Raw genomic sequence first — 14,663 nt, 5'->3', positions numbered from 1 at the left:
TAAGGCTTTTAGACTTTTTTTTCCTCAAAAAGTGCCGACCTTTGGAGGGATCGGGGGTAAAATTCAGGTACTTTTTCCCTGAAAATTAGGTAACTGACTACCTGAAAATCGGTAAAACCCCACACCCCACACCCCACACCCTGCCCCCACGAAAAACTTTTTCAGCAAACCCTAGGTAAGGCCGATATCGGTTGGAATCTTTCTTAACAAAAAAGTAAAAAACTTAAAAAAAGAGCAAATGATTGATGGGTATAGTTTTGAAAGAAGGAATCGAGGTCGAGGTCATCAAAAAAATGGAGAAATGGGCGGATCGAGAATTACAGTATGCGGGGCGGAGTGGAAAAATCGGAGGGAAGATGCGAACAATGGTTAGGTTATTGACCAAGAAGCACCGACGACCATCTCAGAAAACGGGAATTTGGCTGTCAACTTTGTGGGGATGCCTCTCTCCAGGATTAGCGATCGCAGGAGTTCCCAATGGAACTTGGCTTTCTCAACCTCAAATTCGGTTTCATTCGTCCACTAACACCCTCGGCCAGGTCATGAAAGACATCCAAAGCCAAAACTATAAGGTGGTCTTCCTGGATTTTCGGGGAGTGTCCGATGAGGTACAGAGGCGGGTGAGTCGGGAGGCGCGAGAGTACAGGTTAATGCCGGTGGTCTGGGTTCAGTCGCCCCAGTACCGTTCCCTGAGCGTCGCTGAACTGATCCATGAAGCGCGTCACGGGGATGGGATTCAGGTCGATGACCATTTTTTTGCCCATTATTCGGAGAGGGAGTTCCAATCTCTAGATTATCAGTACCGGAAACCGATTTTTTGCAGTATTCAGCCATTTCAGGCAAATTTAGTCACAGGGGGTCGGTGTAATCAGCTTGACGTTCAATGTTATGCCACCGAAAATTTTCGGAACTGTATCGCCCTGGCCGAAAGACTCGATGCAGTGGTGAGTTTGTCGGAGCAAGATACTTTTAGATATAGAGAGCAACTGGGAGCGCGGCCTTTCAACGTTTTTTTATGGCCTTATAGTTATCTTCCGCCCACAACACAAAATCTCTTTCATGCGGTGTCCGCCTTTTTAAGGGAATGGGGTGGGGAAGGTGACGGTTAGGATTATTCACCCCGAAGCGCGGGCGAAAGCCGTCCCGAAGCGCGGCAAACTAAAATCGAAAATCTAAACCTTCTGGATAGGGGTGAAAGTAGCGATCCCGTCGAGCGCCCGCGACCCCGTTTTCCTGACAACGGGGCTTTGTCGTGATGCCGAACGTGATAATTTAGGTATCGTAAAGCATAATTATCGGCAGGATGGGTTAGACATCTCTTATTTTTAACCTGAGTTTCACATCTGCCAATTTCCCCTCATAACTACCATAAAATGAGAAATTATGACAATATTTCTAAGGATTGCCAGAAAAGAAAGAGCGCCCCGCTGCCGTGCCGATGGCCTATCCTAAAAGAATAATTGACGTCCAAACTTGATTTTTTTGGGTTCCTTCCACCTTTTCTAGTCTTCTATCCATCCCATCGACTTTCTCAGTTAGTTTTGCCTGTCCCACCTCTAGTTTAGTTAGCCGTTCGTCGATTTTGTCAAATTTCTGGTTAAGATTCTTCTGTAGGCTGTCAAATTTCTGGTTAACATCCTTGATGCTGTCTTTTATTTCCTTAAGGATGGATTCAAGACTATAAGTAACGGTTTCGTTAGACATTTTGGTAAAATCCCTGTGAGTAAGTTTTTTTAAGCGATATCCGTTGATAGTACAATAATTTTATCTTAATCCTAAATCTGGTTATTAAAGACTGATTATTTATTGCCACTTTTGCCTATTGCATGAGTGCCTATTCCCTCTCCTGATATGTAGCCTATACTCAACGGATTTAGTATGATTTCCTATTTTTGAGAAAAATATAGATAACCGCCTAGGTCAGAAATGTTGAATCCGTACATAAAACTTTACATACAAGCTGACGAGAACAGGATAGTCATTAAATTCCATAATTGCAAAAATGTTTTAGACAAACTCAATTATAAACAAAGTAATGTAATTGAGAATTTAATTTACCTTATCCTATTTTTAGCCATGAAATATATGATAGCGATGATAGTTTAAAAAATCTAAATCTGGTGAGAAGCGATCAGGAACATTTAAAGTTTTACCGCGATAGTTGATAAAATTTAGTTCTAACGTCTCACTACCTTGATCCTGAGCCTTTTTTTCGATCTCATGGCCAATAATTAATCTTAAATCCTCATCGAAACTAATTAAACCTCGATCGAAAGCAGTATCATGAGTACGAGCTAGGCACAGGCCATTATGAGGGTTTAAACGCTGTTCAGGAAATTGACTCCAGGGTAATATATGACTAGCTGTTAATAACAGAGGAATGGGATTTCCTGTAATACAGCAACGATAGTTATATAGGGCTAAAATTGTCTTTCTAAAAAAGTTTTGTCCGATTCTAACTTTTCTGATTGCCTCGGTTTCTGTTTTGATCTTTTCCGAAAAATCAAGTCTAGTAAAATCCTCTTGCTGTTCGTTGATAACTCCTAAAATAATGTGTAATTTTTCCTGACTTTACAGTTTAAAAAAGTCTCTAACAAAATCTACTAACTCTGATAAGGGACTAATAAAATCTTGGGATTTTTGTCTATTTAAATCCGTCTCTTTTTCATTATCTAATTTTTTGGCCAAAAATGCTTTATCAAAAAATTTTAACATTCCTCGTTGTTGAGGATTGTTAATTTCGTTGTAAAAATTAACTGTAACAAAACAGATAAGAGGAATTTCTGGAACATTATAGTTAATGCCGTATTTTTCCTTAATTTTAGAACCATGATCATTAGCTATTTCTAACAAAAGTTTCCATTTATAGGTTTGCGATGCTCTTTCTCGCAAAGAAGTTTTTAACGATAAAATTATACATTTAGGATAGGGTATTTCTTGATTATTACCATCACTTATATTTGCAGAAGTATGGTAAGAATAAATGATCAAATCACAATCTGGTTTTTGTTGTTCTCCATCACCCAATTTAATAGTGGATATATTTTCAAATCCTCGAACAGCAGATTTTTTATTAGTTATATAAATACGTTGATCAATATTCTTGATCTCCTTATTTTTGAGAAAAATATAGATAACCGCATAGGGAAATATGTTTCCTACCACAGCTTTGGCAGTTTGTTTTTCATCTTTTATCAATCCCTGAAGCTTTCTTTGTTTAATAATTTTTTCTACTTCATCTTTTGAGCCTTGAATAACTTCATAGAGATAATTGAAAGCATTTTGATATATCTCTACATCTTGAATTGCTAAAATAGCGTCTATTTTCGAGATCACCGGTTGCATATAATAAGCATTCTTAATTGTCTCGATTAATTCATTTTCCTGAACATTAAAGCTATAGATATCACTCATAAATCTTTAGGACTAAAAAACTAGGGCAAGTTCTAATTGTTTGATAATTGGATTTTTGCGAGATGAATCAAGCAAATTTTTCTGATCTAAAATAGGATTATTCAGACTTAGCAATATCTCCCTTCCTATTGCCTCTACTACAGGAGGTACAACCGCATTACCAAACTGTTTATAAGCTTGATTATCAGATACAGGAATAATGAATTTTTCAGGAAATCCCATCAATCTTGCACATTCTCTTGGTGTTAGACGACGGGGATTTTTTCCCTGTTGAGGGATCAAAATTTCGGAACCATCTTTATAATATCTAGCACTCAAAGTTCTGGCAATTCCCTCTAAATTAACCAATCCATAACCGAAACCATTCCCTTTTTCTTTATGTTTATCAGCATACTTCTGTAAGTAATCCCAGAGATGATCTGTTAAAGTATATTTACTATCAACTTCCCCTTCAAGAATATCTTTAATTTTAGGATGAATATCTGGTATTTCTGGAAACATAAATCGGCTAGGTTTCTCAAACCCCACTATAAAAATTCTTTTTCTGTTCTGGGGAACAAGAGAACGAGCATCTATGACCTGATAATAAATATGATAATTTAAATCCTCTGATAGGGTATTTCTAATCACTTCAAATGTTTTACCCTTGTCATGACTCTGTAAATTTTTGACATTTTCTAAAATGAATGCTTTCGGTCTTTTTTCTCGAATAATTCTGACAACCTCGAAAAAAAGTGTTCCTTGAGTGGGATGATCAAATCCATGGCGAGTACCTAACGCATTGTGTTTAGTTACTCCAGCTATGCTAAAAGGCTGACAGGGAAACCCAGCCGTCAATATATCATGATCTGGTATTGTTAAAGCGGGAATTAAAGTAATATCTCCTTCGGGACTATCGTTAAAATTGGCTTCGTAGGTTTTTCGAGAAAATTTATTCCACTCCGATGAAAAAACACACTGACAACCCAGATTTTCAAAAGCTATTCTAAAGCCTCCAATGCCGGCAAATAAATCGATAAATTTGACCATTTTACCTTAATATTTTCCTAGGGATGATATTCCCTGATTATAACCAACAAGATATATAAAGTACAAGTGAATTAACCACCTTAATCCTGTTTTAATTGTTAAGATAGATACGACTGATTTTCCTAGCAGCCCAAAATAATTCAGTCGCACCTTTTTGACATTCAAATCAAATCGGGAAAAACTTCGCGCACTGCTGGATGAATTAACCTATAATTGGCGACATTTAACCCCTTAGCGAGGGAAACATCTTGATCCAAGGCTTTTAACCCATGGTCGGCTAATTTAATAACGTAGGGTAGGGTACTATTATTTAAAGCTTGGGTTGCCGTCCAGGGGACTGCTCCTGGCATATTAGGCACTCCATAATGTACTACTCCCGACTCCAGGTAAGTCGGTTGACTGTGGGAAGTGGCCCGCAGGGTTTCCACGCAGCCCCCTTGGTCCACTGCCACATCGACAATTACAGAACCAGGGTTCATTTTGGCGACTAAAGAGCGAGAAACCAGCGTAGGCGCTCGTTTTCCTAAGACTAGCACTGCCCCAATCAATAAATCGGCCTTAGGAACCACATTTTCTAATTGTGCCGAGCTACTATAAAGCAATTCTACCCTGGAACCGAATAAAGTCTCTAAATAGGCCAAGCGCTCGACGTTAATATCTAAAATAGTTACTTTTGCCCCCATACCGATGGCAATTCTGGCCGCTTCCGTACCCACCACACCACCGCCAAGGATAACCACTTGTCCAGGACTCACCCCGGGGAAACCCCCCAGTAAAACTCCCCTACCTCCCTGTTGTTTTTCCAGATAGCGGGCCCCAAATTGTACCGAAAGACGACCGGCAATAACACTCATGGGAGTTAAGAGAGGCAAGCGACCATCGGCAAGCTCGACCGTTTCATAAGCGATCGCAGTTGTTCCCGACTCGATTAATGCTTCCGTTAAATAGCGCTCGGCCGCTAGGTGTAAATAGGTGAAAAGGAGAGCTTCCTTGTTTAAAAAACCGTATTCTGCCTTAAGCGGCTCTTTTACCTTAACAACTAGCGATTTATCCCAAACTTGTGCCGCTTTTTCCACAATTTTGGCCCCAGCTTTTTGGTAATCCTCATTGCTGAATCCAGCACCCAATCCGGCGGCCGTTTCCACAAATACCCTATGACCGCGATCATTGAGTACACGCACACTACTAGGACTCAAACCGACGCGAAACTCCTGATCTTTAATCTCTTTGGGAACACCTATTTCCATAGTTTGCTTCTGGGGGACTATTTCTAACTAGGGTATGCTGAAAAAGTTTTTCGGTGGGGGTAGGGTGTGGGGTGTGGGGTGTGGGGTTTTAGCCATTTTCAGGGGAAAAGTCCCTGAATTTTCCCCCGGATCACTCCAAAGGCCAGTACTTATCGGACAATGTTTTTAGATTTATTCAGCCAACCCTATAGTTGCGAGTTATCGGGCATACTATTGGGGAATTCTAGAAACTTTTTTGGTATTCTTCTAGCAAATCGATTAAATCTATCTGACATTTGCTGGGTAACAAATCCGCTAGAGAAACTTGCAGATGACCTCCTCCGAGGGTGACTTTAATCTCCCGCAGGATAGACATGACTGCATTCTCGCTTAAGCTGTTGTTTTCGAGCAAAGGGAAGACTTTTTCGGCAACGACGCTGTGTAAATGTGCTTCCCGGAGATAGAGATGCCATTTAGCCACGTCAATGTAGATATTGTCGCCGATTTGGGCCGCCAGATTTTCGATGTCCTGAGTTGTGTTAGCCATGGGATGTTACCGAGTAGTTAGCGATCGCCGCTATATAAATCAAATGTCCCACCAATAGAATAGCCCAAATTCCCGTGAACAGATTTAACCAAGTCCAATCGGAGAATTTAATGATATGAAAAAACCACAACCCTGAATTAATCGCTAAAAAAGCCGCTACATGAACGGCGAAATTCATGCGATCATCTAAACGTCGGAAAGCGGGATCGTTTTTGCGATCGGGTTGACGGGGCCAACGAGGAGGCATAAGCAGTGATCAGTGATCAGTTATCAATTATCAGTGTACCGTTTTTTTAGCCAATAGATTTTGTCTTTGATCCCCCCTGCCCCCCTTGGTAAGGGGGGTGGCGATCCCCCTGCTCCCCGCTACCTGCCATTTGCTCCCAACTCTTGACCATCTCCAATCAGGATAAACGCCGCCCAAAAGAAAGGATGAAGGTCAATATGGGCGAGTTTTGCTTGACGGAGGGCTTCCGCTTTGGTCATGCCCTGTTGTAAATTAGTATAAAATTGATTTAAAATCGCCGCCGTGGGCAATTCTGGGCTGTTTTGTTGGGAATATTGCACAAAATCGGTGGCATTCCAAAGACTGGCGAGGGTGGTTTTCGCCCCCGCTCTTTCCCAAACGTAGGCCAAACCCGCCAAACCGACTCCATCCACTTCCCGCGCCGTTTCACAAGCGCCAATAGTAATCAGTTCGGTGTTTTGCAGTCCCAGTTTCACGGCATCTTTGAGTTCATACTCTCTCTTGTTGGCAAACAGCAGGGTATTCGGTTTCATGCCTAGGCTAGGACACCCCTCTGGACGGAAACAACCATGAGTGCCTAAGTGCAGAATAGGAAACCGAGGCGATTGGCTTAAAAAGGCGTCGAGGGTGGCTTGTTGGTGTTTGTAGATTTGGCTGTTGGCATAGGTTTTTTGCAGAAAGTCGGCTTGGGCTTCTGTCCCGATTAATTCGACTTGGGTAGGACGGGGATTAGCAAAGACGAGGACACTAGGATTATTGACTTTCGGCGTGGGTTGGGGCTGCACTTTACTCAGACGGGTGAGGTAGTGAATGGGATATTTTTGCAGGAGATACTGTTGGGTTTGGCTGTCGTAGAGGGTTTCAAAGGAGATTCTTTGCAAAGCACCCGTGGCAATGATGGCCAGGGTTTGATTCGGGGCAATTTGGGCTTCAATGGGACGAATCAGCAGGTCATAGAGTTGGGAACTGAGGGCGCGATCGACGATTTCTAGGTCGCTTTCCAGTTGGCTGGCGTAGCGTTGCAGACGCTCATTAAGATCTTTAGGGACGGGAACTTGCTGAACCTTAAGGGTGGTACGAGTAAGGATAAAGAGGGCAACGGTATGTTCAACGTTATTTCTGCCTGTGAGTAGGACGGGTTGGAGGAGGGTGGTATTAGCAGGTAGATTGGCTTGCAGTTGGGCGAGGTCGGTGGGGGTAATTTCCAGTAAATCGGCTAATTCGGGGTATTTTTCCACAAGGATTTCCGCTTGTTCGCTGAGGGCGGCTTCTTGTTGCCGGACTTGTCGGGAGAGGGTGTCGCTGAAGTTGGTTTGTAATTCTTGGCGCCGGGCTTCCAGTTGCCGTGCCTGTGCTTTCCACTCCTGATAAGCTTGATTGGCGACGGGATTTTTGACTTGTCCTTCCGTTCCCGCAAGGCGATCGTAATCCACAAGGTCAAAAGTGGTGCTGAGATTTGCCCATTCAAAAGCTTTCTGAGGGGAATTCTGGCGAATGAGCAGATCCACTAGGGCAATGCTTGTCCCTTGCTGACTTTCTAGGAAGGTTGCCCGCAAGGAACGGCTAACCCCCCGCCGTAGATCCAGAATCAGATTAGCGGATTGTTCCCAAGAGTTAATCGCCACTTCTGGTTTTCCTTGATCTCGATAGACAAAACCAATATTATTGAGGGTATTGGCTTCCCCCGCGCGATCGCCCACCGCCCGTGATAAGGGTAAGGACTGTTGGTAGTAGTCTAAAGCCTTCTGTTTCTCCCCTAAATCATCATAGACAAAACCAATATTATTGAGAGTAACGGCTTCCCCCGTGCGATTGCCCACCGCCCGCATTATGGGTAAAGCCTGTTGGTAGTTGTCTAAAGCCTTCTGTTTCTCCCCTAAAGCATCATAGACACGACCAATATTATTGAGGGTAATCGCTTCCCCAGAGCGATCGCCCACCGCCCGTCTTAAGGGTAAAGCCTGTTGGTAGTAGTCTAATGCCTTCTGTTTCTCCCCTAAATCAGAATAGACAAGACCAATATTACTGAGAGTAGTGGCTTCCCCGGAGCGATCACCCACCGCCCGCCATAAGGGTAAAGCCTGTTGGTAGTAGTCTAATGCCTTCTGTTTCTCCCCTAAAGCAGAATAGACAGCCCCAATATTAATGAGAGTGACGGCTTCCCCAGAGCGATCACCCACCGCCCGTCTTAAGGGTAAAGCCTGTTGGTAGTAGTCTAATGCCTTCTGTTTCTCCCCTAAATCAGAATAGACAAGACCAATATTACTGAGAGTAGTGGCTTCCCCGGAGCGATCACCCACGGCACGGTCTAAGTGTAAAGCCTGTTGGTAGTAGTCTAATGCTTTCTGTTTTTCCCCTAAAGCATCATAGACAGCACCAATATTACTGAGAGTAGTGGCTTCCCCGGAGCGATCACCCACCGCCCGTCTTAAGGGTAAAGCCTGTTGGTAGAAATCTAAAGCTTTTTGCTTTTCTCCTAAATCATCATAGACAGCACCAATATTACTGAGAGTAACGGCTTCCCCAGAGCGATCCCCCACTGCCCGTGATAGGGTTAAGGACTGTTGGTAGCAGTCCAAAGCTTTTTGCTTTTCTCCTAAATTGTCATAGATAAGACCGATACCAGTGAGGGTAATGGCTTCCCCAGAGCGATCACCCACCGCCCGCCATAGGGGTAAAGCCTGTTGCAAGTAGTCCAATGCTTTTTGCTTTTCCCCTAAATCTGAATAGACAAGACCAATATTATTGAGAGTAGTGGCTTCCACTGCGCGATTGCCCACCGACTGAAGTATGGGTAAAGCCTGTTGGTAGTAGTCTAATGCCTTCTGTTTCTCCCCTAAAGCAGAATAGACAGCACCAATATTATTGAGAGTAACGGCTTCGCCCCTGCGATCGCCCACCGCCCGTCTTAAGGGTAAAGCCTGTTGGTAGAAATCTAAAGCTTTTTGCTTTTCTCCTAAATCATCATAGATACGCCCTAAACTGGTGAGGACTAATGCTTGCTCTAATTTACTGTCGAGTTGCTGATAAAGCTTTAACGCCTGTTGGTACTTCCCTAATGCCCCCTGATAGCCTTCTAATGTTCCCGACTGGAACAATTCAAATGCTTCTTGAAGTAATCGATCTGCTTCTTGACGTAAATCCGTCTGCACCAATAGGGGGGAGGCCATAACCGTCAAATGCGGCGCTGTTACGACTAGCCCTAGACTGAGTAATATCCCTAAACCTGTCTTCATTGCTTCCCCTCGCCAGACTCAAATGATTCTTTATATTATCTCAATAATGCCAGTATCAGGATTTTGAGGATTGGAGGATTTTCAGGATGGGGTTGAGGGTGGGTGTCCTATTCCCTGTATCTTTTAATTATCTACTCCTTGCCAATAACCTAATCCTGTTAATCCCTTAATCCTCAATGCCAGTATCAGGATTTTGAGGATTGGAGGATTTTCAGGATGGGGTTGAGGGTGGGTGTCCTATTCCCTGCATCTTTTAATTATAGACTCTTCACAAGTCACCTAATCCTGTTAATCCCTTAATCCTAAAAATCCTGATCTCAGGATTGAGGGGATTTGAGGATTTTCAGGATAGATATAATATTCTTTATGATCCTTTAATTATCTACTCCTTGCCAATAACTTAATCCTGTTAATCCCTTAATTCTCAATGCCAGTATCAGGATTTTGAGGATTTGAGGATTTTCAGGATAGATATAATATTCTTTATGATCCTTTAATTATGTACTCCTTGCCAATAACCTAATCTTGTTAATCCCTTAATCCTCTAAATCCTGATACTGATATTTGTTATCTATTATTAAATATCTTTTTGTATTCTAAACTGGTTGCGCCAAAGTTGATTAATAAACCAACAGGAAAATTATAAGCAACGACGTAATTTTTTGCTTGTGCAAGATGGACATTTTCTAGGCGAATTACTGCTTTTAATTCGACAATGACTTTTCCTTCTACGGTAAAATCGGCGCGTCTTGTTCCGACTTGTATTCCTTCATAAAAGATAAGTTGTTCTTTTTCTCTTTCAAAGGTTAATCCTGTTTTTCCTAATTCAATATCGAGACATCTTTGATAGATGACTTCTTGAAACCCATTCCCCAGTGTTCGATGGATTTTCATACAACAACCAATAATTTTATAGGTGATTTCGTCTAATTCCATAATGCCAGTATCAGGATTTTGAGGATTGGAGGATTTTCAGGATAGGGTTGGGGGTGGGTGTCCTATTCCCTGCATCCTTTAATTATAGACTCTTCACAAGTCACCTAATCCTGTTAATCCCTTAATCCTCAATGCCAGTATCAGGATTTTGAGGATTGGAGGATTTTCAGGATAGATATTATAGTCTTTTTATCCTTTAATTATAGACTCTTCACAAGTCACCTAATCCTGTTAATCCCTTAATCCTCAATGCCAGTATCAGGATTTTGAGGATTGGAGGATTTTCAGGATGGATATTATAGTCTTTTTATCCTTTAATTATAGACTCTTCACAAGTCACCTAATCCTGTTAATCCCTTAATCCTAAACATCCTGATACTGATTTTTATTGACATAATTTTGGTGATTAATTTGCCCGACAACGCACCACTCCTGCCGCTTTTAACTCGCCATTAGCAAATTCTAACTGTTTCAACACATAACCATAAGCCCCTTTCTGAGTTAACTCTCTTTGCATCTCTGGAGGCAAATCTGATAAGTTAATCTCTACCTGCTTACGCTTTTGCTTTTCCACCAAACTCAAATGCTCAAAACGGCGCGGTAGAGCATAAACCGAACCACATCGCTTGTCCTCTCCCTGAATCACAATTATCGGGTTTTCGGGAATACTGATGATGGTTTCTCCCTCTAAGGTTAATTGTGTCACTTGGGCAATGGGTAGATTAAACTCCTTACCCCCTTGCTTAAAAGAAATCTGACGCTGAGGGCGATCGAACCGAGTTAACGTCACCCCCTTATAATCTCTGCCATTGTGTAACGTAATATTTGCTAATCGTGGTAAAGCCGCTTCGAGGGTGGGTGCTTGAGCGATACTAGAAACAGTCAAAAATCCCAAAAAAACTAAAGCTATACCGGATAAAATTTCTAAACGTCTGACCATAACTCGCCCTACAATGATCATCTATAATAACTTTAATTTTAGCGTTCTTTTTTAGCGTTAGTAGCCCCCTGTGACGACTCCTTCTCCCCCGACGATTCTCCTCAATCTTGCCAGTGCCGCCGGTCTCATTGGTGCGGGATTGTACTATACGGGTTGGGTCTATCGTTGGGCATACTTTGCCTATTACCAACTAGGTATCACCAGCCTCGATTTTCCGGTTGAATCCTTCTTATTACTCCCTCTTCAAGTCTTCTTTGGTACGCCTCAAAGTATTGCTAACACCCTGATTATTGCCCTTCTGATTCCTATACTTTTTCAGCTTTCCACCCTTTGTCTTGCTTTCCTTCACTGGCAATATCAACAGTGGCTCACTAGACTGAAAAATTGGCAACTGAAAAGACAAAACCAACGCAATCGCCGAAAAATACCCTATGCTCCTCGTCCCCGCTTTCAGCGTCAGTTAACCCTTCCTCTCGCTTCGGAACTGATTCTCCTGAGTTGGATTCTCTTACTCATCTTCCATCTTGCCCGGGATCAAGGTTTAAAGGATGCCCGTCGAGATGCGGTGAATCCCACTTCTACTCTCCCCGTTGTCACCCTGATTAGTGCCAAGGAACTGCTCATTTTAGGTAAAGAAGCAGGGGATCTTGATCCCAATCAGCCCCTTTTTGAAGCCCTAACGCCCGAAGATCAGCAGAGTCTCATTGGTGATCCTAATTTAGCCCGCATTATTCAACAGCGCAACCTAACCGATACGGAGCAAGATCGCGTCTGGCGATTATTACTGGAAAGAGGGGGATGGCTGTACCTTTTTCGTGCTTTACCCCAAGATGCCCCCAAAACTGAACATCCCGTACTGCTAGGTGTCGCTAAATCTAACGTCGGTCGGCAGTTGCTTATTTTAAGCCCTGAACCCGTTAAATCCACTAAATAGTATAGAACAGTCTCAAGTTATCTACTGGTGGCGATTTCCACTTCGGGTAAGATTTCTAAAGATAAACGGGTTCTGACAGTGCCGGAAAGACGTTTAAGCAGTTGCGGGCGTAAATCACGCAGAATATAGATTAATTCGTCTCCGGTGCGCCATTCTTCCCTTTCTGTTACTACCTGTAGGGAATTATCGCGACGCAATAGTAGGGGCAGCAGTTCGCCATTTTCGATTAATTTAGTTAATCTGGTCTGTTGTTCGCTCAAATCATTGCCTTTAAAGATAGTTTTACCCAATTTAATCTGATTATCGTCTAAATACTGATTCCATTCCTTGACCGAAAAACTAGGGAGAAAAACCTGATTAACCTTATTTTTATCTGGGTTAGGGGTTCCCGCAAAGGCAGCCAACAACCGGGGAGGATGAAACTCCTCCCCGGCTCTTTGGGCTAAAACCAGATTAACCTCGCTATTATTAGTCAAAACCAGAAAAGTCCCCATGGATTCGATGCCGGCTTCTTGCAGTATTTTTGTATCAAGTCCGCTACTCTGCAGCACCGTCAAACCCTCTTCTTTTGCTTGCTGACAGGCCCTGGCATCCGTATCGATTAAAACCACGTTTTCCCCTTGTTCTTGGAATAAACAGCCGATTAAGCGACCTAGAGGATTACAACCGACGATTACTGCTCCTGTTGCCGCAGAAGAAGTGATTTTTAGCCCTTTTGCCACCCACCGCGCCGTTAATCCCTGAATAAAAACGGTCATTAAAATTGTTAAAAAGACTAAAGCTTTGATCGCTTCACCGCCATTAATACCGGCACGGGTGAGTAAAATGGCAAATAAAGAAGCTACAGAGGCGGAAACGATTCCCCTAGGGGCAACCCAAGCGATAAATAACTTATGTCGCCAATTTAGATCACTTTTTAGGGTACACAGAGCCACACTCAGGGGACGCACCACCAGCATCAAGACTAACACCGTCAGGACGCTGCCCCAACCCAAAGCGATGACACTGGCGATCGAAAGATCCGCCGCTAGTAAAATAAACAGTACCGACACGCAAAGAGTGGTTAATTGACCCTTAAAACGCCTTAATAACCGCTCATCGGGAACTGCCGCCGCTTTTAGGACAATTCCCGCCATTACCACCGCCATTAACCCCGATTCACTGCGACTAAATTGCGATAAACCAAATAATCCCCAGACTCCCGCTAAAACCACGAGGTTCTTTAACTCAAAAGTCAGAAAATTGCAAGTTTTTATAATAAAACTTAACAATCCTCCTCCAGCAATGCCGATCGCCGCCCCGATGCCTAAACGCAGGGTTAAACCGGTGATAATTTCCATGGGGCGGGCATGACTATCAATAATCGTATTTAGCACCACTACGGCTAAAATTGCGCCCACAGGGTCGATTAATACCCCTTCCCCTTCCAAAAGCGTCGCCACCCGCCGATCTACGGCTACTTGCTTCAGCAAAGGCCCGATCACTGTCGGACCAGTTACCACCACTAAAGAAGCGTAAAGAAAAGCGATCGGCCAGGGAAATTCCCCCAACCAGTGGGCTGCCATACCGCCACCGATGAGAGTGATGGAAGTACCGAGGGTGACAAGGTTGCGTAAACTGCCAGAAACTCGCCCTAATTCCCGTCCGCTTAGGCTTAAACCGCCTTCAAATAGGATAATCGCCACAGAGAGAGCAACAAGGACTTCTAAGCCAATTCCCAGACTTTGGGGGTGTAAAATTTCCCAACCATCGGACCCTAAAGCAATCCCAAAAATGAGCAGGAAGACAATACTGGGAACTTTCAGGTATTCGGCAATGACTTGGGCTGTAATCCCCGCCACCACAGTGATGACAATTTGCAGGGTAAGGGCGAAAGATGGATCCATGTTTAGCGATCGGTTATCGGCTATCGGTTATCGAGGCGGGGTTATGGTTGGGGTTTAATCATTCTAATTTTGACTCTCCCCCGCTAACCGCTCGCGCGGTGTAGCGGGAGATTCTCGGTTCATAGGTTTTTAACTAGATCGACCTGGTTTAACCGGTCGATCCCCGTCAAATCGCCTCCGCGAGCGTTTTCTAACACGGTCAGTCCGACCGCATTTTTTCCTCGGTTCTCAATTACCTTCGCTGATGCCGTATCTCTCGGTTCAATGT

At 43.3% G+C, this 14,663-nt stretch carries 13 protein-coding genes; 2 read left to right on the top strand and 11 right to left on the bottom strand.

All coding sequences use genetic code 11. The features are described 5' to 3' along the window. Nucleotides 1–365 precede the first annotated feature (365 nt). On the top strand, nucleotides 366–1,109 hold the full coding sequence (locus PX484_RS12780; protein WP_288104124.1) for a hypothetical protein: 744 nt from the start codon (nucleotides 366–368) through the stop codon (nucleotides 1,107–1,109). Between the two features lie 334 nt (nucleotides 1,110–1,443). On the opposite strand, the gene PX484_RS12775 is transcribed toward PX484_RS12780, so the two are convergent. From PX484_RS12775 to PX484_RS12730, 10 genes are all read right to left on the bottom strand, one after another. Beyond that, nucleotides 1,444–1,704 carry a hypothetical protein gene (locus tag PX484_RS12775; RefSeq protein ID WP_002801831.1) on the bottom strand — a complete coding sequence of 87 codons (261 nt, stop codon included), beginning with the start codon at nucleotides 1,702–1,704 and terminating at the stop codon, nucleotides 1,444–1,446. Nucleotides 1,705–2,070: 366 nt separating this feature from the next. Then, entirely contained in the window at nucleotides 2,071–2,397 is a 327-nt protein-coding gene (locus PX484_RS12770; protein WP_287766773.1) for an HNH endonuclease, read from the bottom strand. A 174-nt stretch (nucleotides 2,398–2,571) separates the two neighbouring features. Continuing rightward, nucleotides 2,572–3,414 carry a BsaWI family type II restriction enzyme gene (locus PX484_RS12765; RefSeq protein WP_287670645.1) on the bottom strand — a complete coding sequence of 281 codons (843 nt, stop codon included), beginning with the start codon at nucleotides 3,412–3,414 and terminating at the stop codon, nucleotides 2,572–2,574. Nucleotides 3,415–3,426: 12 nt separating this feature from the next. Next, complete coding sequence (gene dcm / locus PX484_RS12760) at nucleotides 3,427–4,443, bottom strand: DNA (cytosine-5-)-methyltransferase (RefSeq protein WP_287670647.1); 1,017 nt, start codon at nucleotides 4,441–4,443, stop codon at nucleotides 3,427–3,429. 161 nt (nucleotides 4,444–4,604) lie between these two features. Further along, nucleotides 4,605–5,690, bottom strand: a complete 1,086-nt coding sequence (ald, locus tag PX484_RS12755) for an alanine dehydrogenase (protein WP_287766753.1) — start codon at nucleotides 5,688–5,690, stop codon at nucleotides 4,605–4,607. Between the two features lie 223 nt (nucleotides 5,691–5,913). Then, a complete protein-coding gene (locus PX484_RS12750) occupies nucleotides 5,914–6,216 on the bottom strand; it encodes a DUF3181 family protein (RefSeq protein ID WP_287766752.1) in 303 nt (100 codons plus the stop codon). Continuing rightward, nucleotides 6,209–6,463 (bottom strand): hypothetical protein, encoded by a 255-nt coding sequence (locus PX484_RS12745; RefSeq protein WP_159294608.1) that lies wholly within the window; start codon nucleotides 6,461–6,463, stop codon nucleotides 6,209–6,211. Before PX484_RS12745 ends, PX484_RS12750 begins: the two co-directional genes overlap by 8 nt. A 119-nt stretch (nucleotides 6,464–6,582) precedes the next feature. After that, nucleotides 6,583–9,699, bottom strand: coding sequence for a CHAT domain-containing protein (locus PX484_RS12740; RefSeq protein WP_288104120.1), 3,117 nt, complete (start codon nucleotides 9,697–9,699; stop codon nucleotides 6,583–6,585). A 567-nt stretch (nucleotides 9,700–10,266) separates the two neighbouring features. Then, nucleotides 10,267–10,635: a GxxExxY protein gene (locus PX484_RS12735; protein ID WP_002755507.1), complete on the bottom strand. Its 369-nt coding sequence runs from the start codon at nucleotides 10,633–10,635 to the stop codon at nucleotides 10,267–10,269. 406 nt (nucleotides 10,636–11,041) lie between these two features. Further along, nucleotides 11,042–11,575 (bottom strand): hypothetical protein, encoded by a 534-nt coding sequence (locus PX484_RS12730; RefSeq protein ID WP_287766750.1) that lies wholly within the window; start codon nucleotides 11,573–11,575, stop codon nucleotides 11,042–11,044. Nucleotides 11,576–11,645: 70 nt separating this feature from the next. Here PX484_RS12730 and PX484_RS12725 point away from each other — a divergent pair, with 70 nt between their 5' ends. Then, nucleotides 11,646–12,509: a hypothetical protein gene (locus PX484_RS12725; protein WP_130758384.1), complete on the top strand. Its 864-nt coding sequence runs from the start codon at nucleotides 11,646–11,648 to the stop codon at nucleotides 12,507–12,509. A 17-nt stretch (nucleotides 12,510–12,526) separates the two neighbouring features. Here PX484_RS12725 and PX484_RS12720 read toward each other — a convergent pair whose 3' ends face one another. After that, on the bottom strand, nucleotides 12,527–14,395 hold the full coding sequence (locus PX484_RS12720) for a cation:proton antiporter (RefSeq protein WP_288104117.1): 1,869 nt from the start codon (nucleotides 14,393–14,395) through the stop codon (nucleotides 12,527–12,529). Nucleotides 14,396–14,663: the final 268 nt, after the last annotated feature.

The organism is Microcystis sp. M49636_WE2 (assembly GCF_030065375.1).
In the GTDB taxonomy this organism is placed as follows: Bacteria; Cyanobacteriota; Cyanobacteriia; order Cyanobacteriales; family Microcystaceae; genus Microcystis; species Microcystis aeruginosa_C.
Note: the sequence above shows the minus strand (reverse complement) of the source record. Positions and strands in the feature narration are given on the sequence as shown.

Bases quoted from the DNA above. Each gene is read 5' to 3' on its own strand.
- PX484_RS12780 (WP_288104124.1), top strand. From the start codon at position 366: ATGGTTAGGTTATTGACCAAGAAGCACCGACGACCATCTCAGAAAACG.
- PX484_RS12775 (WP_002801831.1), bottom strand. From the start codon at position 1,704: ATGTCTAACGAAACCGTTACTTATAGTCTTGAATCCATCCTTAAGGAA.
- PX484_RS12765 (WP_287670645.1), bottom strand. From the start codon at position 3,414: ATGAGTGATATCTATAGCTTTAATGTTCAGGAAAATGAATTAATCGAG.
- dcm (WP_287670647.1), bottom strand. From the start codon at position 4,443: ATGGTCAAATTTATCGATTTATTTGCCGGCATTGGAGGCTTTAGAATA.
- ald (WP_287766753.1), bottom strand. From the start codon at position 5,690: ATGGAAATAGGTGTTCCCAAAGAGATTAAAGATCAGGAGTTTCGCGTC.
- PX484_RS12750 (WP_287766752.1), bottom strand. From the start codon at position 6,216: ATGGCTAACACAACTCAGGACATCGAAAATCTGGCGGCCCAAATCGGC.
- PX484_RS12745 (WP_159294608.1), bottom strand. From the start codon at position 6,463: ATGCCTCCTCGTTGGCCCCGTCAACCCGATCGCAAAAACGATCCCGCT.
- PX484_RS12740 (WP_288104120.1), bottom strand. From the start codon at position 9,699: ATGAAGACAGGTTTAGGGATATTACTCAGTCTAGGGCTAGTCGTAACA.
- PX484_RS12735 (WP_002755507.1), bottom strand. From the start codon at position 10,635: ATGGAATTAGACGAAATCACCTATAAAATTATTGGTTGTTGTATGAAA.
- PX484_RS12730 (WP_287766750.1), bottom strand. From the start codon at position 11,575: ATGGTCAGACGTTTAGAAATTTTATCCGGTATAGCTTTAGTTTTTTTG.
- PX484_RS12720 (WP_288104117.1), bottom strand. From the start codon at position 14,395: ATGGATCCATCTTTCGCCCTTACCCTGCAAATTGTCATCACTGTGGTG.